Source organism: Streptococcus agalactiae (assembly GCF_949788565.1).
GTDB lineage: Bacteria > Bacillota > Bacilli > Lactobacillales > Streptococcaceae > Streptococcus > Streptococcus agalactiae.
This window is the reverse complement of sequence record NZ_OX460931.1, coordinates 885,013-908,104: the sequence shown is the minus strand read 5'-3', so window position 1 is coordinate 908,104 and position 23,092 is coordinate 885,013. Positions and strand designations below refer to the sequence as shown.

Here is a 23,092-nt window from a genome sequence, read left to right as displayed (position 1 = left end):
CCTTTTTAGCGTTCAATAATATGATAATAAGTTCGACTAGTTATACGGTAAATGATAAAGTAAATTATAGAAATCGCAAGTACTGTCAAACCACTTACTACATATACGATTGTTGAGTTAAGCACCCCAAATACCAAAAGCATCTGTTTTAGCATTGGAATAGCAACTCCAAAGTGAATAACCGCTACCACTAAAGGTTGGAAGAAGAAAATCATAATTTGAGAATTAATAGTCCGTTTAACTAATTTTTTGCTCATACCTACTTCTTGTAAAATACGATAAGATCTCTTATCTTCATGACCTTCTGAGTATTGCTTATAGTAAACAATTAGAGCTATACCTAGCAAAAAGCTTATACCTAACAGAAATCCAGTAAATAATAACCCACCAAACATTTGATAACCTTCTTTTAGAAAACTCTGTTTAGTGCTAATATTTCCAACATACTTACCATCTACCTCTATTATGTCGTTTTTAGAAATTGAATTTATCTCTTGACTATTCAAATCCAAATATGCCTTAAAGGTTTTTGGAAAAGTATTGATGTTCTTAGTATAAGGTAAATATGCTTTTCTAATATTGTCAATTTGTTTGTTGTTTGCAAATATAATTAAACCCGGGTTATAAGTATTTGTAGTCTCTGGAACATAAGCCTCTTTTAAATTTTTTACAACGTCAAATTTATTTCCCAATAGATTTATTTTTTTCAAACGACTATCACCTTTTTGAACAAAGTAAGCCACTTGGTTATCTTTTAATTTTGGTAATCGGTGACCTAAACGACGGAAATCATTCTGAGTAATTAGGTACATAAAACCCGTTTTTGTGATATCAACATGTTTGACGTTTTTAGATGTGATATTAAGTTCACTTGATTGACTAACTGGCATTGAAATCATTGTCTGATTATAAGTGATAGCTTCCTTAGATGACTTACCTAGTTTCTTCAAAATCTTTTCTTCAAATATATTTTTCGCGTCACCTTTTGAATTATCTATTGATAAACTTACTGATTTTGGAAATAGTCCGGTAACAACATTTTGTGTATTTGAATAGAGTGAGACTGTTGTAGCAATAGTAACTAGAGCCATAACAGCTAATAAAGTGATACTTGCCAACCCCACTGCATTTTGCTTCATTCGAAAAATCATTTGCGAAGTTGATACAAAATGCTCAGATTTATAATAATAATGCTTGTTTTGACGTAACCTTTTTAAGTACCATGTCATAAAACTAATATAAAAAAGATAAGTACCAGCAATAACTAAAAGTACTGCAAAGAAGAAACGATAGATAACAGCTAATGCAGGTGCTTTACCTGAAGTAAGAGCCATTGTATAAGCGATGGCGATAGCTACTAACGCTAAAATTGCAAGTATAAGATTACCTTTTGGTTCCTTTTCTCCCTGTTGTTTCTTCCTAAAAAGGCTTAATGGGGATGATAAATGAACATGTCGAATAACTGGAACTTCTAAAGTCAGAAAAATACCTGTAAATATAACAATACAAATAATAAATGGCCATAAACTTAAACTAAGATTTAGTGCATGATAGTTAATAATGTTGACAAAAATTAAATAAATAAATTTAGCAAAAAAAGCACTAAACAGACTTCCTATAGAAATAAGAAATATATAAATAATAAACAGCTCTAGACTAGCTACACGCGCAACTTGACGTTTATTCATCCCCAAAATGTTATACAGTCCAAATTCACTACTACGCTGTTTCATCAAGATATTGTAGCTATAATGTTCCATGACTACCGCAAAGATTGACAAAACAATCACTCCAAGAAAAAGAACCGTTGCCGCTGTCCCCATATCTCTTCCAACAGCACTCATTAAGATTAGTAGCGTAGAACAAGTCAATGAATAAAGTAATAAACTGGCTAAGAGGAATGGTATGTACTGGTCTATAGAATGTTTTAAATTATGCCAGGCTATTTTGAGATAAAACATATTATTCACCCCCTAATATGGCAGACATTGTTAAAGAAATATCTTTATTGAATTCGCTATTATTCTTATTACCACGATAAAGTTGGTGAAAAATACGTCCATCTTTGATAAATAAAACGCGTTTGGCATGACTAGCAGCATTTGCTGAATGGGTTACCATCAAAATAGTTTGTCCATCCAAGTTAATAGTTTCAAATAAATTCAGCAAGTCTTCTGAATTACGGTAATCTAACGCTGCTGTTGGTTCATCTGCTAATAAAATTTGAGGGTTGGTTATCAAACTACGAGCAATCGCTACACGTTGCTTTTGACCACCAGAAAGCTCGAAAGGTCTCTTATCTAATAAGTCATCAATTCTCAGATGAGAAGATAATTCTGACAAACGATGATCCATTTCTTTGTAACGTTTACGATCAAGAACTAAAGGAAGATAGATATTATCTCTTACAGAGAGAGTATCCAAAAGGTTGAAGTCTTGAAAGACGAAACCAAGATTTTTCAAACGAAAACTCGCTAATTTTGCCTCTTTGATTTTCGTAATATCTTCCCCATTTAAAATCACTTGTCCATTTGTCGGTTTTTCTAAAGTAGCTAAAATATTTAGCAGAGTTGTTTTTCCCGAACCAGACTCTCCCATAATAGCAATGAATTCCCCTTGTTCAACTTTAAAATCGACGTCTTGTAGAGCCCTTGTCTCTTCTTTTGAAAAACGTGTACGAAAAACTTTTTCTAAGTGATTAATTTCTAATAACATATAATTCTCCTTTATTTATTATACCCTAATTTTGATTGATTCTACTCTTTAACCAAGACTGTGACTCTTGTAAAGGAAGGCTGGTTACTTGATCTGGTAAGATAGGGGTGTTCTCGTATTTATATCCTTGTCGATCACTAACTATTCCTGTAGTTAAAGCTAATCTAGCACCGTCGTAAAGCATGAAAGTTTCATTAACAGTCGTATATCCTGCTGTGGCTTGACCAAAGCTTTTAACATTAGGTAATCCTTTAAATGATAAAAAAGTCATTTCTGCCGAACTAGCAGTTTTATGATTAGTTATAATAGCGATTGGAACATGCTTAGTATTGATTGTTTTCCTAGATATTTTTAATGCTTCTAGCGGTATATTTTTCATCGTGATTGTTTTCTTATTTCCATACTTATCAGTATAATGAAATAGGGTATCATTTGGTAAAATAGAGGCTAACCCCCCAATCATAGGGATCATATTGCCGCCAGTATTATTCGATAAGTCTAAAATGAGTCCCTTATAACTTTTTTCCATCAATATATTTTGTAATTTACCACTATAACGGCTAATAGATCGTTTATCTAACTTACTTATAGAAGGAATAGTAATTAAGAGAATGTCTTCGTTTAATCTTCGATATTCTGGATATCGACTATCTAGGGTATCTCTTCGTACAGTCTCTTTGGATAATATTTGACTATGTTTACCTCCTCCATACCGTACTGCTTCCTGTACAATGTTGCGACTCTCTTGGTAAGATTTTGACGTTTTCAACTTTTTTTCTGATCGTTGTCTTATAATTTGCCATTGACGACCTTGCGAATACAAACCACGCTGTTCAACACGATCTAAAATAACACGTCCATAACGTTCGCTACTAGGAGGTAATAGATAAATATTTAATGCTGAACCATAATAATGAACTACCACTCCTAAAATTCCTAAAACTATAAGCATTGGAACTACAAAAAGTAAAACTATTTTTCGCCGCATCTCTTGCTCCCCCTTTCTCTTTAAGTCTATTATATGGCAAAATAGATTACTATAACCTTACATCTTAAGACCTATTTCTTACAAATTTGAAAGTTTTAAAAGCTTTATAAACTATAATTTTGATATAATATCTTACATAACAAATGGAAAGTACGGTGAAAATATATGGCCAAGACAAGTAAAAAATTGACAAAATCTTTAGGGCCTATTGGTAAATTAATTTCAATAATCCCTGACACAACTGAACTTATTGGAAAAGCAATTGATAATTCTCGTCCAATTATTGAAAAAGAACTTGATCGTCGTCATGAAAAAAAACAGACTTATACTCAGCTTGATAATGTAGTACACCTTGATATCAATGATGCGCAAGTTTACTTAGAGCAACGCCATTTTAATGTATCAAGGATTGTTGCTGAACCAAATTCAAAGTGGGCAACCCTACATCCTAATCAAGTTGTGAATATGTCGCCTAAAGCTGGTAGGGTCAGAATCGGTTCATTAGTGAAGTTGTACTATATTACAGAGGATATCCTTGAAGAAAGTAAGACACTACTTTTATCTAAATCCGAAAAAAGTAAAGCACGACAACAACGGTTAACAGAATTATTGAGTACCCCTAGTCAATTACTCAAAAAAAATCGAAATAAATAAGCATGATCGAATTGACCATGCTTATTTATTTTTACCAAACAGGTTGATCTAAACCTTGAGATGTTTTTTCGATAACTTTTTTAACCGCATCTGTATGGTAAGCTTTCACAACTTCTTTAATGGCTTTAGCTTTTGATTTGTCTTGCCAACCTTTTTGAGCAACTAAAAGGTTGTACCATTGTTTTGCATTTTTACTTTTTGGTTCAATAAAAATAGCTGATTTAGGATTTATTCCTGCTTCTGTCACAAAATCATTATTAATAACTGCTGCATCTGTGGAATCCAAAGAACGTGCGGTCTGTGCTGCATCTACTTCTTTTAAATCTAAAGATTTAGGATTGGAAACAACATCTGACATTGTTGCTAATGTATCACCTGATACTTTCAATTTTAGCAAGCCTGCTGATTGTAACAAGTAGAGAGAGCGACTTTCGTTAACTGCATCGTTTGGGATAGTAATAGTTGCTTTATTTGGAATTTCAGAAACTGTTTGGTATTTACCTTTACCGTTCTTAGTACCAGAGTATAATCTAAAGGAAGTAAAGTATGTCTCAGCAACGGAAACAAGATTGGTCTTATTTGCTTTATTCCAATTGTTTAAGTAATTATAATGCTGGAAAGCATTAATATCAATCTCATCACTTTCTAAAGCTTTATTAGGTTGTGTATAATCTGTGAATTCCGTAAATTTTAGCTTAACGCCTTTTTTCTTAACTAATTCTTCGATTTTATCCCAACGAGCTTTTTCAGTTTTACTCTTTACCATTGTTCCAACTCTAACGACTTTGGCGTCTTCATTTTTAGACTGACCACAGGCTCCTAAAATAAGTGCTGAAATTACTACTGTTGTCGTTAATCCTAATAGCTTTTTGATTTTCATAATTTATTTCTCCTTTGATATGGTTGTATGATTAATCAACTGATACTAGTGTAACAAAAAGCTAATGGATTAAAAAATACTTATTATCAATCAAGAGATATAGCTTTTAACTATATCATTTCTTTTATAATTTTACTTTCGAGGGCTCCGTAAAGCGGTCCAATAATAGGCGACTTCCTCATAACCTTGGTGCTCATACATTTTTCTGTTTTCTTCTTCTGAAATTAAGATAACTTTCTTAACCCCCCTACTTGCATCAAATTGTAGGCGCGTACCAATTCCTTGTCCTCTGTAGGACTCTTGGACATAAAAATCATCTATTTCCACGTATTCACCATAGTCCCAAGCTGTTACATCTCCAATAATTTGATTATCTTTAATAGCTAGGTAAACTTTAGCATTATTATTTAAAAGATTAGCACGATTATCATTATACATTTGCTTAGCGTAAGTTTCTCCGTAAACTATACTTTGTTCATATTTGAACTTTAGGTATTTTTCTAGGTAATTTTCATTAAGTTTAGTAAATGTGATGTCATCAAATTCTTTTTCAAAAAGTTTAAGATGATTTAATGAATTTGTAAATATGATATGTTTCTCTGATTCAAAGCCTTGTTGTGATAAAGTTCTCTGTAATTCACTGCTCAATTCAGCATTTTCCTCAAAAAATACAAAAGCAAAATCAGACTGATAATCTTTTTGTTCATCTGCTAAATAGATCATATCCTGTAAAAACTCACTTACTGTAGGCATTATTTTGTAGCTAATATAGTTTGAAAAATAACGCTCTGAAGTGATTATATTCTTAAAATGTTTATACCGATTAGTTTCCAAATAAGGTTTTTCGGATGACTCAAGTAATTCTTTATAGTGCATATTTACTCCATTCATACATTTTTAAAAATCAATATAGAAAATTTGACCTTGCTTGTTGGCAAAGTCAAATGAATATGTCAATAGTTGAGAAATTTTTCTAAATCTTTCAAAGCTCGTGTAGCAATAGCTTCATAACGCTCTTTCTTATCACGAATTCGTGGACCTTCTAATTCTTTGATGATACCAAAGTTAACATTCATTGGTTGGAAATGTTTGCTGTCTTTATGTGTAATATAATGTGGCAGTGCACCAATAGCAGTAGTTTGTGGGAAAACTACTTCACTCTCCCCATTAAAGCGACGGGCAGCATTGATTCCCGCTACAAGACCACTTGCTGCCGATTCTACATAACCTTCAACACCGGTCATTTGTCCAGCAAAGAAAAGATTTGGGTTCTTACGTATAGCAAAGGTTTGGTTTAAAAGATTTGGTGAATCCATATAAGAATTGCGATGCATAACACCATACCGGACAAATTCAGCATTTTCAAGACCAGGAATCATTTGAAATACACGTTTTTGTTCTCCCCACTTAAGATGAGTTTGGAAACCAACTATGTTATAAAGAGAGCCTGCAGCATTATCTTGACGTAATTGAACAACAGCATATGGTGTTTTAAATTCACCATCTCGCGGTCCTTTGTAGTCCTCAGGATACTCCAAACCAACTGGTTTCATTGGACCATAAAGCATCGTTTTAATACCACGCTTAGCCATCACTTCGATAGGCATACAACCTTCGAAGTATTTTTCTTTCTCAAAAGAATTTAGTGGTGCTTCCTCAGCTGTAGTTAAAGCTTCGTGAAATGCCATAAATTCTTCTTTGGTCATTGGACAATTTAGATAAGCTGCTTCACCTTTGTCATACCTAGACTTAAGGTAAACTTTATTCATGTCAATCGTATTTTTATCGACAATTGGAGCGGCGGCATCGTAAAAATAAAAACCGTCACCACCATTAAGTTCATGAATTTTAGCTGCCAGACTATCACTTGTTAATGGTCCTGTAGCGATAACTGTAATAGCATCTTCAGGGATATCTGTGATTTCATCACGAATTACTTCGATTAATGGATGTTTATGGATTTCCTCAGTAACAGCTTCAGAATAACCTTCTCTATCAACGGCCATGGCTCCACCTGCTGGAACTCGATGTGCCTCCCCATTTCTCATAATGATAGAATCCAAACGACGCATTTCTTCTTTTAAAAGACCAACTGCATTTGTTAGAGAATCACCGCGGAATGAATTGGAACATACTAATTCTGCAAAATTATCTGTTTTATGTTGAGGGGTTGATTTTACCCCACGCATTTCATAAAGCTTAACTGGTATTCCACGTTTAGCAATTTGATAAGCTGCTTCAGAACCAGCCAAACCAGCGCCGATAACATTAATGTAAGATTGAGACATGAACTAATACCTCTTGAAAGTAGTCAACTACTTCCTCAAATCTTTCTATATAATTTATTTTTCCATTATAACATACATAGCTACTTCTTCAAAAAACGTTATTCATTAAACTACTAGTTATTCTCTAAATAAAACTCAAAACGATCTCCAACATATTGCCCATGAACATATTCAAAAGGCTTACCATCAGTAAAGTATGAAACTTGTGTCAATGCCAAAATAGCATGGCCTGCGTTAACTTCTAAATGCGAAGCAACACGTTCACTAGCATTTCTAGCATATATAGTTTGTTGGCTTTTCCCAATTTCGTAGCCATTCTCTGTTAAGGTTTTAAAGAAATGTTCTGTAACCTCTGATTGTTCAAAACCTTTAATTAAATTCTCTGGTATAGAGGCTACCTCATAAACCAACGGGACCTTATCAGCATAACGTACCCTTTCCATACGAACCACATAATCTGACTGTGATAAATTTAATTTTTGAATTTCGGTTTCATTCGCTAGTTTTCTTTGAAATGAGATTAGTTTACTGGATGGCTTACGCCCTTGAGAATTGACAATTTCTGTAAAACTAGTTGTTCCCCGCATTTTTTCTTGAACACGATGACTAGCAACATAGGTGCCACTACCAACTCGTCTCTCCAAAATACCTTCTTCAACTAACAATGTAATTGATTGGCGAAGTGTCATACGGCTTACACTATAATCATCCGCTAAATCTCTTTCGCTAGGTAACCGCTGCCCAATCTTCCAAGTCCCTTTATCGATTTCCTTTTTAATAGCGTCGTGAATTTTAATATATGCTGGTAACAATATTCTCTCCTCCTAGAATCTACACTTCATTTTACCATACTTCTATATATTTCTAACTCTAAAATCGTGAAATAATTCAGAAAAATCATAAGCAATATTTCTTGATAAGAAAGCGTTTAATCAATTATTTTAATGATGTTAATTTATATAAAATATGCTAAAATGGTATAGGTACAGCTGTTTTTAAAATTAGCTACAAAGAAAGGGAAACAATGACTGATATTTCTATATTGAATGATATCCAAAAAATTATCGTTCTAGATTACGGTAGTCAATATAACCAGCTTATCGCACGTCGTATCCGTGAATTTGGTGTATTTTCTGAGTTAAAATCACATAAAATTACGGCTGATGAAATTCGCGATATTAATCCTATTGGTATCGTACTTTCAGGTGGTCCAAATTCCGTATACGCTGATGGCGCTTTTGGAATCGATGAAGAAATTTTTGAATTAGGAATTCCAATCTTAGGAATTTGTTATGGTATGCAACTGATTACCCATAAACTCGGTGGTAAGGTTCTTCCTGCGGGAGAAGCTGGTCATCGTGAGTATGGTCAATCAGCACTTCGCCTACGCTCAGAATCAGCACTCTTTGCTGGCACTCCTCAAGAACAACTTGTTTTGATGAGCCATGGTGATGCTGTCACTGAAATTCCTGAGGGTTTCCATCTCGTTGGTGACTCTGTTGACTGTCCATTTGCTGCAATGGAAAATACTGAAAAACAATTTTATGGTATCCAATTCCACCCCGAAGTTCGTCACTCAGTATATGGCAATGATATCCTTAAAAATTTTGCTGTTAATATCTGTGGCGCACGTGGTGATTGGTCAATGGATAACTTCATTGATATGGAAATTGCAAAAATACGTGAAACTGTAGGCGATCGTAAAGTACTTCTTGGACTATCTGGCGGTGTTGATTCATCTGTTGTCGGAGTACTCCTACAACGTGCTATCGGTGATCAATTAACATGTATTTTTGTAGATCATGGTTTATTACGTAAAAATGAAGGTGACCAAGTTATGGATATGCTTGGTGGTAAATTTGGACTTAATATTATCCGTGTTGATGCTTCAAAACGCTTCCTAGACCTTCTTTCTGGTGTTGAAGATCCCGAGAGAAAACGAAAAATCATCGGAAATGAGTTCGTGTACGTTTTTGATGATGAGGCAAGTAAACTTAAAGGCGTTGATTTCCTTGCTCAAGGTACCCTCTACACAGATATTATTGAATCTGGGACAGAAACAGCCCAAACAATCAAGTCACACCATAATGTTGGTGGATTGCCAGAAGATATGCAATTTGAATTGATTGAGCCACTTAACACATTATTCAAAGATGAGGTTCGCGCTCTTGGTACTGCACTTGGAATGCCTGATGAAGTTGTATGGCGTCAACCATTCCCTGGGCCTGGTCTTGCTATTCGCGTTATGGGTGAAATTACCGAAGAAAAACTTGAAACAGTCCGCGAATCAGATGCTATTCTTCGTGAAGAAATCGCTAAAGCTGGTCTAGATCGTGACGTATGGCAGTATTTCACAGTTAATACTGGCGTACGTTCTGTCGGTGTTATGGGAGATGGTCGTACTTATGACTATACAATTGCTATCCGTGCAATTACTTCAATTGATGGCATGACAGCTGATTTTGCGCAACTTCCTTGGGATGTACTTAAGAAAATTTCGACACGTATTGTTAACGAAGTTGATCACGTTAACCGTATTGTTTATGATATCACAAGTAAACCACCTGCAACTGTTGAGTGGGAGTAGTTGTAGGAGAGCTAGAAATCCTCTTATACCAAGGGTTTCTGGCTCTTCTTATCTTTTTACTGCACTTTTATTGCACTTTTTTCATTTCTTTGTTTCGCAAGTAGTCTACAGTAAATTGATTCTTTGGTGAAGTATCATAATTTTGTTTTGCTTCTTTAAAGGAAATGGCTCCATTTAATTTGTTAGCTACCTCGAAATTACTGTTAGGATAAAGATGTCCATACGTTCCTAAAGTCGTCTCAATATCTTCGTGTCCTAGACGATCTTTAATGATAAGTGGATTTTCTCCCATACTGATTAACAAGGAAGCATGAGAATGCCGTAACCCATGGATTCTGATTCGATGGATACCAGCCAGCTTAGCATAGCGTTCAATAGCATATGATAGTGTATGTTTTTGGGTAGGAATACCGTTATAGCTCATTACAAAGTCTGTCTGAATTAGATTTTGTTGTACTTCCTTCCATTCGGATAAATAAGTTAATGTGCATTTATCTAATACAATATGACGAACGCTCGCCTTTGTTTTTGGTTCAACAAATCTATAATTCGATTGATTCTTGTAATAGAGTGTTTTGTTGATGGTTAGTACTCCTGAGTCAAAATCAATATCTTCCCATTGAATGGCAGTAGCTTCACCAATTCGCATTCCAGTCATAAATAAAAACCACAGAGAGATAAATAAAAAGTGTTGATAGTAATCTTCTTTGTAAATTAGAGAGATTACTTTTTCAAATTCTTCTTTTGTCCAAAATTCAATTTTAGACTTTTGCTTTTTCACATTGCCAATAATCTTAGATGGATTTGTGGTGGTTATCCCAAGGACAATTGCTCGATCCATAGCAACTGAAAATAGTCCTTGAACAGCTCTTACATAAGAAGACTTACACTTCTTTGATAATTTTAGTTGCCAATTTTGCACATCAATAGGCTCAATATCGGAAACAGCCATTTTATCAAAATAAGAGAAATGCTTCTTAATAGTTGGTAAGCGATTTTCATATGTTCTGAGCTTTACCTGTGTCTTATACCATGGAAGGAAAATTTCAAAGATATAATGTTTAAACGTCATTTTATCCTTATTCTCACTTAATTCTTCTGGTTTCATCAATAGCAGTTTCGAATATTCTTCTCTTGCTTCTTTTTTAGTAGTGAATCCACTACGATATTTTTGAATTTTTTTCCCTTTAGAATCATAACCTAGATTTGCACGAAAATAATAGGTTCCATTCTTTGCTTTTTTTATTGGGTCTTTAACCATAGTTTTTACTCCTTACTGTGCAAAAACTACTCAGACCTGTTTTCATTTGAAAACCGAATTCCTAGAATTTCTTCAACAGCTTCACGAGGGACTCTATCTAGCTTTCGAGATTGATAGTAGATATGCCCTTTTGTAATCATCAATTCTTTTGCTTTTTTTATGATGTCTGCTGAAAAAGAAGTTCCATATCCTAGCTCAACTAAATCCTTTTTTGTGACCGTTATCATTATTACTCCTTTCCCAATTATAGGCTAGGAAAACTCCAATATTCACCTATAATTATATCAAATAGTTTTATAATAATACACTGACAAGAGAAGAATATCTTAGCAATCGAACAGCTCTAGCAAAGCTCACAGGAATTTCACTTCTGCATGGTTCTCATGTAGCCGTACCCATTGCCTGTGACGCTTCTAACGCTCGGACTATGGCTATACGGGAGTATCATTATCACGATAAGAAAGTCATGGCAGCAATCCTGCTAAAGATTACTTTCGAATTACTAACATGAATCGCTCACTAATTTTGTAGGTCATGGCGTGTTAGTTCATCAGCTCTTTTCTTACCGAAACGTATTCGATTGCCTTTATTTGGTTGTCAAAGAACGTTTGGCTTGTTAGCCTATCAAAACCTACTGAACACACAATATGCTTTGATGGAATAACAAACCTCCCAAATCGGGAAGCGTGGATACGATTCGACACGCTTCCACGAAAAAATGGGACTATTTAATTTCGAACGATAAAATCTTAGAGATGAGTTTCGTTTCCATTCTGCCACGTAGGGTTTCATCAATAACCATATGAGAATTTCCATATTCGTCTGTCATGCGACGTAATGAACGTTTTGAGGTATACCCTCGATAATGTTTAACAATCTGATTAATTGCTTCCACGTCGCCATCTGTCGCCTTTACAATGAGGGGGAAGGGGACCCTTGGATAGGCTGTTTTCATTCTTTACACTCCTTCATGAATTCTTTAATCATGGCTAGTCCACTTATTCGATGACGATAAACAGTCGAACGATTCAAATTTAGTAACTCCGCAATCTCCACATCACTCATATCCATAAAGTAATGAAGTAAAATAATGTTCCGTTTTTTCTCTGAAAGATGACGCAGGGCTTCACTTAATAAATCACTTTCAACATTGATTCTTAATCCAAATAATTTAAATAGTTGGAAATCAGTGACGTACGTATCAACAGTAGAAAAAGAGTTGACAAGGTAGTTATCTATATCAGAAAACGAGACTTCTTTTGCTGATAGTCTGTCTAGATGTTTGAAGTAATCTTTTCGTTCATCTTCAATAACTTGTTTGCAGATATAGTCAAACTGATTTTCTATGGTTTCTTGAAAAGAAGATGGTTTCATGCTTTTCACCCCCTTTCTGTCGTGAAAGGGAGTGGCATGTGCTTCTTTATCTCCCTTCATACTAAGCCCCGACACGAAAGGGGGATTTGTTGCATAAATGAAGAGAAATCCTAAAAGATATTTATTAAGTGACCAAAAAAGCACATAAACAGATTGTTTTCTCTGTTCATATGCTTTGATTTTTCTATCTATGTAATCTGCAAAACCACATTGATGGTCATATCTATCCAGTACAGGTGGATAAGTTTTTTTGATAAGAACTTAATTAAGAGAACTAGATGACAGATTATCTTTCTCACGGCGACTTTTCCCTCCATTAAGTCGCCAATTTTATCTACTTTCTAGGAGTATGACTAAATTTTATAAAGTTGTATAGGTAAATAAAATCAGCGACCTTTCTATTTGAAATTGGATTCATCGCATTAATAAATTCCACAGTGTTCTATAGGAACTCATAAACTATATAACATGTTTTTCTATACCTGTTTATGGTTATATAGGAACAGTAAAATGTATAGAGGTGATTTAGTATGCGTAAAAAAGAAGATAAATACGATTTTAGAGCCGTTGGTTTAGCGATTAAAGAGGCTCGAATGAAACGGGGTCTCACTCGTGAACAAGTGGGAACAATGATTGAAATTGACCCACGTTATTTAACAAATATAGAAAACAAAGGACAACACCCAAGTACACAAGTGCTGTATGATCTTGTATCATTACTCCATGTATCTATTGATGAATTTTTCTTACCTACAGATAATTTGATTAAAAGCACTCGAAGGTTACAGGTAGAAAAATACATGGATAGCTTTACAGACAAAGAACTATCCTTAATGGAAGCACTAGCAAAAGGTATCAATGAAGCAAGAAATATTGAAGGCTAGTCAGTAAAATTCAGATAAACAAAAAGAGCCGATAAGATGAGAGTTTCATTTCTCAAATTATCGGCTCTGCGTCTTGGCGTCTGGCTCTTTGATTGTTATTATATTCATTTTTTGAACATTAATTAAAGTTTCGTTCTTACATTTGGGGCAGTATAAAGGGAAATTTTTAAGTATAGTATCCACTCGTATTCGTAGTCTTGTTTTATTTCCACAAATAGGACACAATATCCACTTGTAGTTTATAATAACAATCTCCTCCTTTCCACTTTAATTCAAATCTATATTAAAGAATATTTCATCTTATTTAATAAGAAACCATATTTATATAACAACATAAAACGCACTAAGTTATTTTATTGAACATATATCTTACTTTATCTATCCGACTATTTAGACGACGGGTCTGGCAAACAGGTTCGCCAGTGGTAACCTGATATCCTTTTAGCTCTGCTAAACAAACACTAAGCCCATTTGTAAAAAAAGTTAAATCATTGCGATAATCTTGAATACATCGAGCAGGAATTTCTCCAATAATAATGACCTCATTATTTTTCAGTTGAGTATTTACGATATTTGCACAATATTTGGGAGCATCGTTATATGCCCGTGAAAGATATTCCTGTGGTGCATAAACTTTAAAACTAAGATATGGCTCTAACAATTCTGTTCCAGCTTTTCTAAAGGCTTGCTCCAGTACAATAGGAGTAAGCATCCGAAAATCTGCTGGAGTACTAACAGGGCTATAGTATAAACCGTACTTAAAACAGATTTTACAATCCGTCACATTCCAACCATATAATCCTTGTTCGCAACCATAGCGTATCCCTTCCATAACTGCATTTTGAAATGATTGATTTAAGTATCCAAGAGAAACCGAGCTCTCATACTGCATTCCACTTCCCAACGGAAGCGGTGATACAGATAAACCAATGGAAGCCCAGAAAGGATTTGGCGGCACTTCGATGTGAATGGTATATTCTGCATTTTTTAACGGTCTCTCCATATAAATGACTGTAGGCTCTTTTAGTTCTATCTCCACATGATACTTTTCTTGCAACAGTGCACTAATCACTTCCATTTGTACTTTCCCTAAGAAAGAAAGTATAATTTCATGTGTCGTAGAATCCACGTAATATCGTAGAAGCGGATCACTATCTGAGATTTCCAAAAGGGCATCAAGCAACATTTCTCTCTGTTCAGGTTTACTCGGTTCAACAGTTGTTTGTAGTAGAGGGTGCGGATTTTCAATCTTTTTTCTCTGTGGCAATAGTTTTGTATCTCCAAGAACACTATTTAACTTCAAAAACTCATTTTGCAAAATAACAATTTCTCCAGAATAATCTCTATCAATCTTACATAATTCACCATTTATTGAAGTATACATTTCTGTAACTTTTATTTTTTCTTTTTCTGATACTCTAACCGAATCTCGTAAATGTAGTACTCCACTATAAAGGCGTATATATGCAAGACGTTGTCTTTTTTTTGTATATTCAATTTTGAAAACATTTCCGCAAAGTTCAGACGGACCTCGATGTGTTGATGAATAAAATTTATTAGTAATAACTTCTATAAGGTTATCAATCCCTATATTACTTTTTGCACTTCCATGATAAAGAGGGAACAGAGAACAATTCTGAAATCTTATGCTTTCCTCTTGTTCGAGTTCCAATGCTTCTAATGATTTACCGGACATATATTTCTCTAAAAGGTCATCGTTTCCCTCTATTACCGTATCCCATTGTTCAGATTCGGTAAAGTTCGTCACACACATATTAGGATACAGTTCTACCTTCTGTTTGATTACAATTTCGGCAGAAAGTTTCTCTTTAATATCCTGATAAACCGTTGATAAATCAATTCCATTTTGGTCAATCTTATTGATAAAAAAGATTGTGGGAATCCCCATTTTCCTAAGTGCATGAAATAATATACGAGTTTGTGCTTGTACGCCATCTTTTGCAGAAATCAGTAGAATTGCCCCATCTAAAACTGATAATGAACGATATACTTCTGCTAAGAAATCCATATGTCCTGGCGTGTCTATGATGTTCACCTTCGTATTTTCCCACTGAAAAGAGGTTATTCCTGTCTGAATTGTAATTCCTCTCTGACGTTCTAAAAGCGTATTATCCGTCCTCGTTGTACCTTTGTCCACGCTTCCTAATTCTGTAATCGCTCCACTGTTATATAATAAGCTTTCTGTTAAGGTAGTTTTTCCTGCATCAACATGAGCTAAAACTCCAATATTAATAATTTTCATGTGATTTTCCTCCATTCAAAAACCCAAAAGGGCATAAAAATCCCAGTGATAAATACTTTTATCACTGGGATTTTTATGCATAACCATAGGTATACAAAGCATACAGATATTCTCTGGATACTTTAGAATCACATGATAAAGGTATTCTTAAACTGGGTACAAAAAACTAAGCCCTCCTAAAAAAGGACATCTAATTATTTGTTCCTGCTATCAAATTGACAGTTTATTTAAGAATACCTTGCCGCATATTTATTAACTCCTTTTAAATAGTCACTTAAATAATAGCACGTAAGAGCATATTTGTAAAGGAATCTCCAATTTTTTATCAAAAAGAGTACATGATTACAAAGTATCTGTAATCATGTACCAATATTTGTTATTTTACAATCTTCCAATTATCTTGTTTTTCTAATATCAACTCAAATTGCGAGATTTGGGTTGCCTTTGTTTCTTGATCTAAATATTTCACAGCGACATTCACGATTACTTGGTTATCTTTTCTGGTAAAGATAGGATTCACCAATTCCTCGAAAACATATTCCTTGTTAATCATAGGTAACACATGATTACTTACATAGTAAGTCAATTCTTTTTCTGTGGCGGTAGGATAGAGCTGGAAGAACGTTTCTAAAAAGCTAATGATTTCGTCCATCGTTTCTGTATCTACTGTATGGTCACTTTCTAGCTGTTTGGGTTGGTAGTCCGATTTTTGAGGTTTCTTACTCATTGTCGGATTTTTGATAATAACCATATTATCTGATTCATCTATATGGACAACCACATGAAAGCTAGACGATATAGTTTCCTTGTCTTTGTCTTCGGTAATAACTTGTTCAACAGAAAACAGTACCTCAAAGGTGTTCTCATTCACTTGAGAAACCTGCCACACCTGTATATCGTTCACACTAGAACTAGTAGGAATATCCTTACGAATCATTTCTTCATTTAATACCTGCAATTCTTCCGTCAAATAATGGGTCAATTTCTCATTTCGTTTATCAATGGCTTCTTGGGATTGTTGCCACGAAAAGTAGTCTTTCGCAAAGGATTTCACAAAACTTTCTACTTGGTTGGTATCGACAATCTGCTGTTTAATGATTTCTGTTTCACGGACAGTATGAGTGTCAATGGCAGTAAAATTTTTATAGATTCCAAATCCGACACTACCAATCAATAAAACCCATAAAACAAAGGTTAATTTCTTATGCGTGCCAACTTTAATCATCGGAACTTTTCTTTGCTTGCTCGGTTTTTTAGATTTCTTTGGTTTCTCCTTCTTTTCTTTTCGCTCGATTTTTATAATCATTTGATTCATTCCTTTCTTAGTTATGAATAACACGTCTAGCCCCAATCAGATGGTCTTGCCAATAACGACTGCTTAAGTCGCCATAACCGATTGGGTCGCCTGCATGATAAAAGCGATTTCCCTCTAAATATATCGCCACATGAGTCACATATGTGCCTGCATTATAGGTTGAATGAAAGAAGATAAGGTCGCCTGCTTGGGCTTCTTCCATAGAGATTTCTTGCGTAGCGTCATACTGATCTTGGGCGACACGAGGGAGAGAAATGCCAGCTTTGTCATACACCCATTGTATTAAGCCACTACAATCAAAAGAGGTGGTAGGCGACGCCCCTCCAAAGACATAGGGAAACCCTTCGTATTTCAAGGCTTCGTCCATAATGACTTGCACGGTTTCATCATCAAATTCTGTTGGGGAAGTGTCGGTTAGGTATTGTGAAACCAACTGAACATAAAACTGATTTCCATAGTTATATCGCCAACCACCATTCACAGGTATGGCTATGGGATTGGGATAGTCTGCTTTTTGACCACCCGACTTCTCTTTAGAAAACTGTTCGGCTAATTCATAGGTATATTTTTTCCCATGACTCCTCACATAATTTAAAAAGCCACCGCCATAATTATAAGATTGGATAACAGAATCTATATCCACTCCTTGTTGTTCTGCACTGGTTAATAATTCACTGAAATATTTAACCCCTTGTTTGATGGACTCTTCGGTACTCAAACTGTTGGGCGGTAAACCCAAAGATTCGGAACTTTGCATAACATCTTCTGCTGTACCGCCCGATTCCGCTTGCATAATGGCTAAGATATAAGAAACATAGTCTTCAATCCCATATTCCTTACCATATTTTTCAATCAACGGACGGTGTGCCAACACTTCTGGTGAAACGGTCACACCGCCTTCTGGAATAGAAGAATCCTTGTTGTTTTCGCCACTGTCCGTATCATCTGCAAAGAAAATGACTAGGAATAATAAGAGAAAAAAGAAGAGAGAGAAGACCACACTACAAATCACTGTTATTTTTAGCTTCATGTTTGTTGTCCTCGCTTATCCGTTCTTTTATTTAGCTTCCTCTGATTGAATTGCTTCGGTGGTGTCTTTTGTTTTTGCTCTTTTTTCAATGGTCGCTGATGATTTTCACGTTTAGTGTTTTGTGACAAAACAGGCGTGACGGTTTGCTGACGCTTGCGAACATGCTGCTGGTTATTCTGAACAGGAGATGATGGGTTTTCTTTTCGTCTTTTTTCTTTTGCTTTATCCAGCTCCAAACGCTTTTGAGCAATGTTCTTTCGTTTTTGCTCCTGCTGGTTCATACGCTGTTGTTTGCGTTGAGCTTTGGTATCTGCCATAGATTGTTTAAAGTCTGTTACATTATGAGTGACATTCTCTTTTCCTTGATGAAGGGCATATTTGACATGGGTTGGTGTCGCCTGTATCTGTTGTTTTGCCTGCTTTCTTTTATTGACTAGACGATTTTTCGTGTCCAATACATGGGCTGTCTTTTCACCTAATCGTTGCCCGATACCGCCTTGTTGCTTTTTCACATTGGAAAGTGCTGTTTCTTTCTTTGGTGTAGTCCGTTCATTTTGACGAGTATGGTTAGCTTTATTGGTTTGATTCTGCTTTGTTGTCATTGTCTTTTGCTTCGTTGACCCTGCTTTTCCACGAAAAATCTTACTCATACTGCGTTGAAATCTTCTGGTTTGTCGATTCATCATTTGACGAGGTCTGCGAAACACTTGTCTGCCCATGTTTTGAGAGTCGTTGCTTTGTAAAGAGAATAGGCTCATTAAATCGCCCAGTTTAAAATAAATCCCTGCAAAGGTCACAATTTGTAAAAACATAATCATGAAAAAGGGAGAACTTGCTGACAGCGAATAAAGCATAGTGGAAATACTAAAGGCAACGGTAATAATCAAGGTAATACCAGCCCTTGTCATAATCACATTAAATAACTTGGTAATGGCATGCCTGCCCATGCCATCAAAACTCGGCAACATACTTAATAGGAAACTGATTGGCAAAAACATAGCGAAAATAATAAATAGCACTTGCGAAAAAATCATGATTCCTGTTAGAAGGAAAACAAAAATCGAGATACCAATATTGAATACAAACAAAAAGAAGACTGTTCCTAATCTGGAAATCGTCTTCGGTAGGGTTAAATAGGTATTGTCATGATCTTCAATTTCTTCAATCACTACATTTTCTCTATCTTCACCATTGTTTGTATCTGGACTGGTAGACAATAAACTTTCCACACGTTCTTCCCCTAACGCTTCTACATCAGTGGAGCCATATTGAAGCAATAGCCATGGTTGCTTTACTTGAACAGAGAATAAGCTGTCACGTATCATGTCCACACTGTCTTTCCCTTGACTATCCGTGTTAGGAAGAACAATTTTTGTCCCAATATTCAGACTGGCGGTACTGACATCTTTGGAAAAATCATTGATTTTCGCAATATAATCGGGTGCATACGCAATAAAGGAAGCCGATAGAATAAACACCACGACAAAGTTTAAAACAGCTCGTATCACTTTCGTCGTTTCTCGCTTAACCAATCCTGTATAGGCAACATAGATTCCAACAATGAGAATAAAAAGAAGGAGGAAACCGACATAAAACCCTGAACTGGAAAAGCCATTCGGTGTAATGCCTGCAATCGTCTGCATGTTTTCGCCAATTGCTTGGGATGTTTGACTAATGAAATCTAAGGCATAGGCTTCTTTCACCAAATAACCTGTGGCGTTCGATAGATAAAGAGAAATTGTCCAAATAAAATTAGTAATGGCATACAATCCATACATCACCGATTGTCCTATGCCATCACTCCAATTCCATGGAAGCCAGCCCCAGCTATTGTCCACATAATAATCAAGCTGATATTGATTCAAACCATACTTGGAGTATTCATTGCTTGTATCAATGGTTTCATCAACTAAGCCTGTCGCTTGTACTGCATTGCCCAGCGTGCCTAATAAAAGTAAAATAACGCCCACACAAAGGAGCGTTATCCAACTATAGTGAAGAAATTTCTTTTGTTTTTGTGTCATTCTTCCACCTCATTTCGCACAGGCGGTCTGGTATCAAAGGCATGAAGCAACTCTTCAAAAATCGGGTGAAACTGCATAACCCCTACACGACCATAGATGTCTGAAACTAAACATTGTCCATTTTCTAATTCACGTAAGCGTTTCTGATTGTTTTCATCTTCCTTGTCCACACCAAAAAATTCTAAGGTCTTTTTGATTTCCACTAGGTCAGTGGAACGAAAGGCAAATTTCAAGCCAATATTATTCTTCATCTTTTCATCTAGTAAATCGTCCGCGTTTTGAGTAACGAAATAGACCCCTGCATTCATGGCACGTCCTGCTCGAACCAATCGCATAGATAGAGCTTTTCCTTGTACCACTTGTAAAAAACTCCAAGCCTCATCAAGGTCAACAATTTTAAAAATGGAACGGTCAGAGTGGATAAAGTCTAAAGCAAAGGTACTAATGACAATCAGCATTGCCACACTTAATAATTCCATGGTAGTGTATTCTTCAAAAGAGCTATTGGAATCGGGTAAGACCAAATCTGCCACTTGAATAATATTGAGTTGTTTTTCCAAGCTAATGGATTGGGTGACACTGCCATCACTGAATAACAGATGGGCAAAATCATAATCGACAAAGCTTTCGATATGGTCAGCAATACTATTGCTGATGGGCGTATCTTCTTTTCGCAATTCATCAATCACCAATAACAACCCTCGTTGTTTGCTTTGAGTTACACTCCGAATAGCTTTACGCAGGACAGGAAACTTCTCGCTATCTCGGCTGGAAATACCTGTTAAGAACGTGAGAATATCAATGGCAAGGCTTTCTGAATCTTTCGGGAGTTTTAAAATCACATAAGGGTCAAGTAACCCTTTATTGTCGTTCTCACTCGTGAGATTAACAATATTGATTTCATGGGCAATATCAGGTAAGGTTTCTTTCCATTCACCACGTTCAGCTTTTGGGTCAACAATGGTTGCCTGTCCGCCAAAGAGTACTGAATAATAGACCAGCATATTGTTAGAGAATGATTTTCCGCCACCTAATGAACCAATAAAAGCGGACGCTAATGCATTTGTTACAGAGCCTTTAATTCCTTGACTTGCAAGGCTAGGTTGGAGATAAATATTTCTGCCTGTATCGAGATTGTAACCGACGTAAATACCAGAATTTTCACCAATCATTTGTGTAGCACCGAAACCAAGACCAGCCAAAAAATCCGACGTGACATATTGAATATAGTCATTGATATATCGCTTGCTTGAGGGAATAAATTCATTATGCAAGCCTAGCATATCGCCAAAAGGTCGTACTAATTTGATAGACAGATCATCATAAAAATCTTTTACTTCATCACAACGTTGTTTCAGCTCGTCCAAATTCTTTGCCGATACCCGTACCACATAGCTTAGTTTGTACATAGATTCTTTGGTTTGGTCTAAATTACTTTCTAATTCATCGACAGATTCTAAAGCGTCCACCACATTAGTACTGGTTTCGTTGTCGCTTTCCCATGCGTGGCTATCTAAATCTTTCAGTTCTTTCTTTTTATTGCGAACGGTAGATAAGGCTTTTTTATTGGCGACAATTTCAACATTCATACTGGTATCAACGGGGAAAGTAAACTGCTGTTGCTGGTAATAAAAAATTTCACTATTAGGGAAATCCAATTCACCAACAATACTATTAATTGTAAAATACGCCACATAAGTAGTGGTATCTTCCTGTTCAATCCGTAAATAGCGTTGATTTTCTTCGATTAAACAGCGAGTGGGTTTGAGAATATCGTATTTCTTTACCAACACTTTTTTATCTTCGTATCTTTTCGGTAAATGGTAGTCGTAGTCATCAAAAGGGACACCTGTTTGCCCGTAAAGATGTTCAATAATATAACCAAAATCATCTTTCTCCAATTTACGAATCTGAAAGCGTCTGGATAATTTACTTTCTAACAACTGTTCCATCTTAGAAAAGCGTTCGATTTCCGCCATAGGCATAGAAACAAAATCGCCCATTAATTTGTGATTCACACCATGAAAGAATTCCGCAAATGCTTTTTGAATTTCTTTCCCAACATTTTTTACGGATACTTCCTGTTCATTGAGGTAGAGTTTAAAACCAATAAAAAAGCGATAGTCTACTTGATTGTCACCAATCATAGAAATTAACGCTTCGGTCTGTTCATCTATTTTTTCGTAAGCTATCTCTTTTAATCGTCCAGTGATTTCTTTTTTCGATTGTTCCTGTGTGGCTCGAATACTTGATTCGGTTGCTAGTTGCAGAGCATGAATCTTGCCATCACGATTTTGGGCAATCAATTGACAGAAATTATCATGAACTTGAATTTTTTCATCGGAACTTAAAAAACTGTAATTATAGGGAATTAATTCATAATAAGCGAATACTTCGCCATCATGATTAAATACGAGATTATCTTCCATATATTTAATCGGATATGCCATCTAGTTGTTCACTCCTTACAATCGTAATCGATTCATTCATTGTTTCTTTTTTTAATCGTATTTGTTTGCCAGCGTAGGTTACTTTAGGGCGTAGAGCATAGGTAATGATAGACTTTAGAAATCCATAGGGTTTCTTTCCGTCAAAGGTCTTTTGGCACATGAACCCAGTGAGAACAATGGGAATCCCTAAGTATTTGAGTAGTGCTCCGTCAATCAGAGAAAGTGGTGGTAAACTGCCAAAGAGTATGACGACAAACAAAGAAACGATAAACCATGTCATTTGCGTAAAGGTAATTGGGAAAGGGAGTTGTAAATCATTAATCGCATAAATCACTTTTTCTACTGACCAAATACTGGTGTAACTTCTTATTTTTTTCAT

21 protein-coding genes and 1 pseudogene are annotated in these 23,092 nt (G+C 35.5%); 3 read left to right on the top strand and 19 right to left on the bottom strand.

Translation table 11 applies throughout. The features are described 5' to 3' along the window. Positions 1-5: 5 nt before the first annotated feature. The 3 genes from QOR44_RS04670 to QOR44_RS04660 are packed head-to-tail and all read right to left on the bottom strand — an operon-like array spanning position 6 to position 3,703. Positions 6-1,961, bottom strand: coding sequence for an FtsX-like permease family protein (locus QOR44_RS04670; protein ID WP_000499554.1), 1,956 nt, complete (start codon positions 1,959-1,961; stop codon positions 6-8). A 1-nt stretch (position 1,962) separates the two neighbouring features. Then, positions 1,963-2,715, bottom strand: coding sequence for an ABC transporter ATP-binding protein (locus tag QOR44_RS04665; protein WP_000923535.1), 753 nt, complete (start codon positions 2,713-2,715; stop codon positions 1,963-1,965). Between the two features lie 25 nt (positions 2,716-2,740). Further along, complete coding sequence (locus tag QOR44_RS04660; protein WP_001253128.1) at positions 2,741-3,703, bottom strand: S41 family peptidase; 963 nt, start codon at positions 3,701-3,703, stop codon at positions 2,741-2,743. Between the two features lie 165 nt (positions 3,704-3,868). On the opposite strand from QOR44_RS04660, the gene QOR44_RS04655 reads away from it, so the two are divergent. After that, a complete protein-coding gene (locus QOR44_RS04655; RefSeq protein ID WP_001140790.1) occupies positions 3,869-4,357 on the top strand; it encodes a PASTA domain-containing protein in 489 nt (162 codons plus the stop codon). A 31-nt stretch (positions 4,358-4,388) separates the two neighbouring features. Here QOR44_RS04655 and QOR44_RS04650 read toward each other — a convergent pair whose 3' ends face one another. The 4 genes from QOR44_RS04650 to QOR44_RS04635 form a co-directional block, all read right to left on the bottom strand. Then, positions 4,389-5,237 carry a MetQ/NlpA family ABC transporter substrate-binding protein gene (locus QOR44_RS04650; RefSeq protein WP_000694284.1) on the bottom strand — a complete coding sequence of 283 codons (849 nt, stop codon included), beginning with the start codon at positions 5,235-5,237 and terminating at the stop codon, positions 4,389-4,391. Positions 5,238-5,369: 132 nt separating this feature from the next. Beyond that, on the bottom strand, positions 5,370-6,113 hold the full coding sequence (locus QOR44_RS04645) for a GNAT family N-acetyltransferase (RefSeq protein ID WP_000559006.1): 744 nt from the start codon (positions 6,111-6,113) through the stop codon (positions 5,370-5,372). Between the two features lie 77 nt (positions 6,114-6,190). After that, the gene (gene trmFO, locus QOR44_RS04640; protein WP_000083748.1) at positions 6,191-7,525 is read right to left on the bottom strand and encodes a methylenetetrahydrofolate--tRNA-(uracil(54)-C(5))-methyltransferase (FADH(2)-oxidizing) TrmFO; all 1,335 of its coding nucleotides are present in this window, start codon (positions 7,523-7,525) and stop codon (positions 6,191-6,193) included. Positions 7,526-7,638: 113 nt separating this feature from the next. Continuing rightward, complete coding sequence (locus QOR44_RS04635) at positions 7,639-8,337, bottom strand: GntR family transcriptional regulator (RefSeq protein ID WP_000936162.1); 699 nt, start codon at positions 8,335-8,337, stop codon at positions 7,639-7,641. A gap of 212 nt (positions 8,338-8,549) precedes the next feature. Between QOR44_RS04635 and guaA the strand changes: the two genes are divergently transcribed. After that, positions 8,550-10,112 (top strand): glutamine-hydrolyzing GMP synthase, encoded by a 1,563-nt coding sequence (guaA, locus tag QOR44_RS04630; RefSeq protein ID WP_000129872.1) that lies wholly within the window; start codon positions 8,550-8,552, stop codon positions 10,110-10,112. Between the two features lie 67 nt (positions 10,113-10,179). On the opposite strand, the gene QOR44_RS04625 is transcribed toward guaA, so the two are convergent. From QOR44_RS04625 to QOR44_RS04610, 4 genes are all read right to left on the bottom strand, one after another. Continuing rightward, positions 10,180-11,373, bottom strand: a complete 1,194-nt coding sequence (locus tag QOR44_RS04625; RefSeq protein ID WP_000237797.1) for a site-specific integrase — start codon at positions 11,371-11,373, stop codon at positions 10,180-10,182. 26 nt (positions 11,374-11,399) lie between these two features. Then, positions 11,400-11,600: a DUF3173 family protein gene (locus QOR44_RS04620; RefSeq protein ID WP_000633907.1), complete on the bottom strand. Its 201-nt coding sequence runs from the start codon at positions 11,598-11,600 to the stop codon at positions 11,400-11,402. A gap of 497 nt (positions 11,601-12,097) precedes the next feature. Continuing rightward, on the bottom strand, positions 12,098-12,328 hold the full coding sequence (locus QOR44_RS04615; RefSeq protein WP_000845143.1) for a helix-turn-helix domain-containing protein: 231 nt from the start codon (positions 12,326-12,328) through the stop codon (positions 12,098-12,100). Then, positions 12,325-12,747 (bottom strand): RNA polymerase sigma factor, encoded by a 423-nt coding sequence (locus tag QOR44_RS04610; protein ID WP_000804879.1) that lies wholly within the window; start codon positions 12,745-12,747, stop codon positions 12,325-12,327. Before QOR44_RS04610 ends, QOR44_RS04615 begins: the two co-directional genes overlap by 4 nt. A 530-nt stretch (positions 12,748-13,277) precedes the next feature. Here QOR44_RS04610 and QOR44_RS04605 point away from each other — a divergent pair. After that, on the top strand, positions 13,278-13,631 hold the full coding sequence (locus tag QOR44_RS04605) for a helix-turn-helix domain-containing protein (RefSeq protein WP_001227350.1): 354 nt from the start codon (positions 13,278-13,280) through the stop codon (positions 13,629-13,631). 57 nt (positions 13,632-13,688) lie between these two features. Here the strand turns inward: QOR44_RS04605 and QOR44_RS04600 are convergent, their stop codons facing one another. The 8 genes and pseudogenes from QOR44_RS04600 to QOR44_RS04565 form a co-directional block, all read right to left on the bottom strand. After that, complete coding sequence (locus QOR44_RS04600) at positions 13,689-13,856, bottom strand: cysteine-rich KTR domain-containing protein (RefSeq protein ID WP_001803271.1); 168 nt, start codon at positions 13,854-13,856, stop codon at positions 13,689-13,691. A gap of 118 nt (positions 13,857-13,974) precedes the next feature. Continuing rightward, the gene (tet(M), locus tag QOR44_RS04595) at positions 13,975-15,894 is read right to left on the bottom strand and encodes a tetracycline resistance ribosomal protection protein Tet(M) (protein ID WP_283572669.1); all 1,920 of its coding nucleotides are present in this window, start codon (positions 15,892-15,894) and stop codon (positions 13,975-13,977) included. 15 nt (positions 15,895-15,909) lie between these two features. Further along, positions 15,910-15,957 (bottom strand): annotated as a pseudogene (locus QOR44_RS10305) (hypothetical protein); the annotation flags it as partial. 313 nt (positions 15,958-16,270) lie between these two features. Further along, on the bottom strand, positions 16,271-17,200 hold the full coding sequence (locus tag QOR44_RS04585) for a conjugal transfer protein (RefSeq protein ID WP_000584386.1): 930 nt from the start codon (positions 17,198-17,200) through the stop codon (positions 16,271-16,273). Positions 17,201-17,216: 16 nt separating this feature from the next. Further along, positions 17,217-18,239: a bifunctional lytic transglycosylase/C40 family peptidase gene (locus QOR44_RS04580; RefSeq protein WP_000768371.1), complete on the bottom strand. Its 1,023-nt coding sequence runs from the start codon at positions 18,237-18,239 to the stop codon at positions 17,217-17,219. Next, positions 18,236-20,263 (bottom strand): CD3337/EF1877 family mobilome membrane protein, encoded by a 2,028-nt coding sequence (locus QOR44_RS04575; RefSeq protein ID WP_000192392.1) that lies wholly within the window; start codon positions 20,261-20,263, stop codon positions 18,236-18,238. Before QOR44_RS04575 ends, QOR44_RS04580 begins: the two co-directional genes overlap by 4 nt. Next, the gene (gene tcpF / locus QOR44_RS04570; RefSeq protein WP_283572668.1) at positions 20,260-22,713 is read right to left on the bottom strand and encodes a conjugal transfer ATPase TcpF; all 2,454 of its coding nucleotides are present in this window, start codon (positions 22,711-22,713) and stop codon (positions 20,260-20,262) included. Before tcpF ends, QOR44_RS04575 begins: the two co-directional genes overlap by 4 nt. Beyond that, positions 22,697-23,092, bottom strand: a complete 396-nt coding sequence (locus tag QOR44_RS04565) for a conjugal transfer protein (RefSeq protein WP_000723887.1) — start codon at positions 23,090-23,092, stop codon at positions 22,697-22,699. Before QOR44_RS04565 ends, tcpF begins: the two co-directional genes overlap by 17 nt.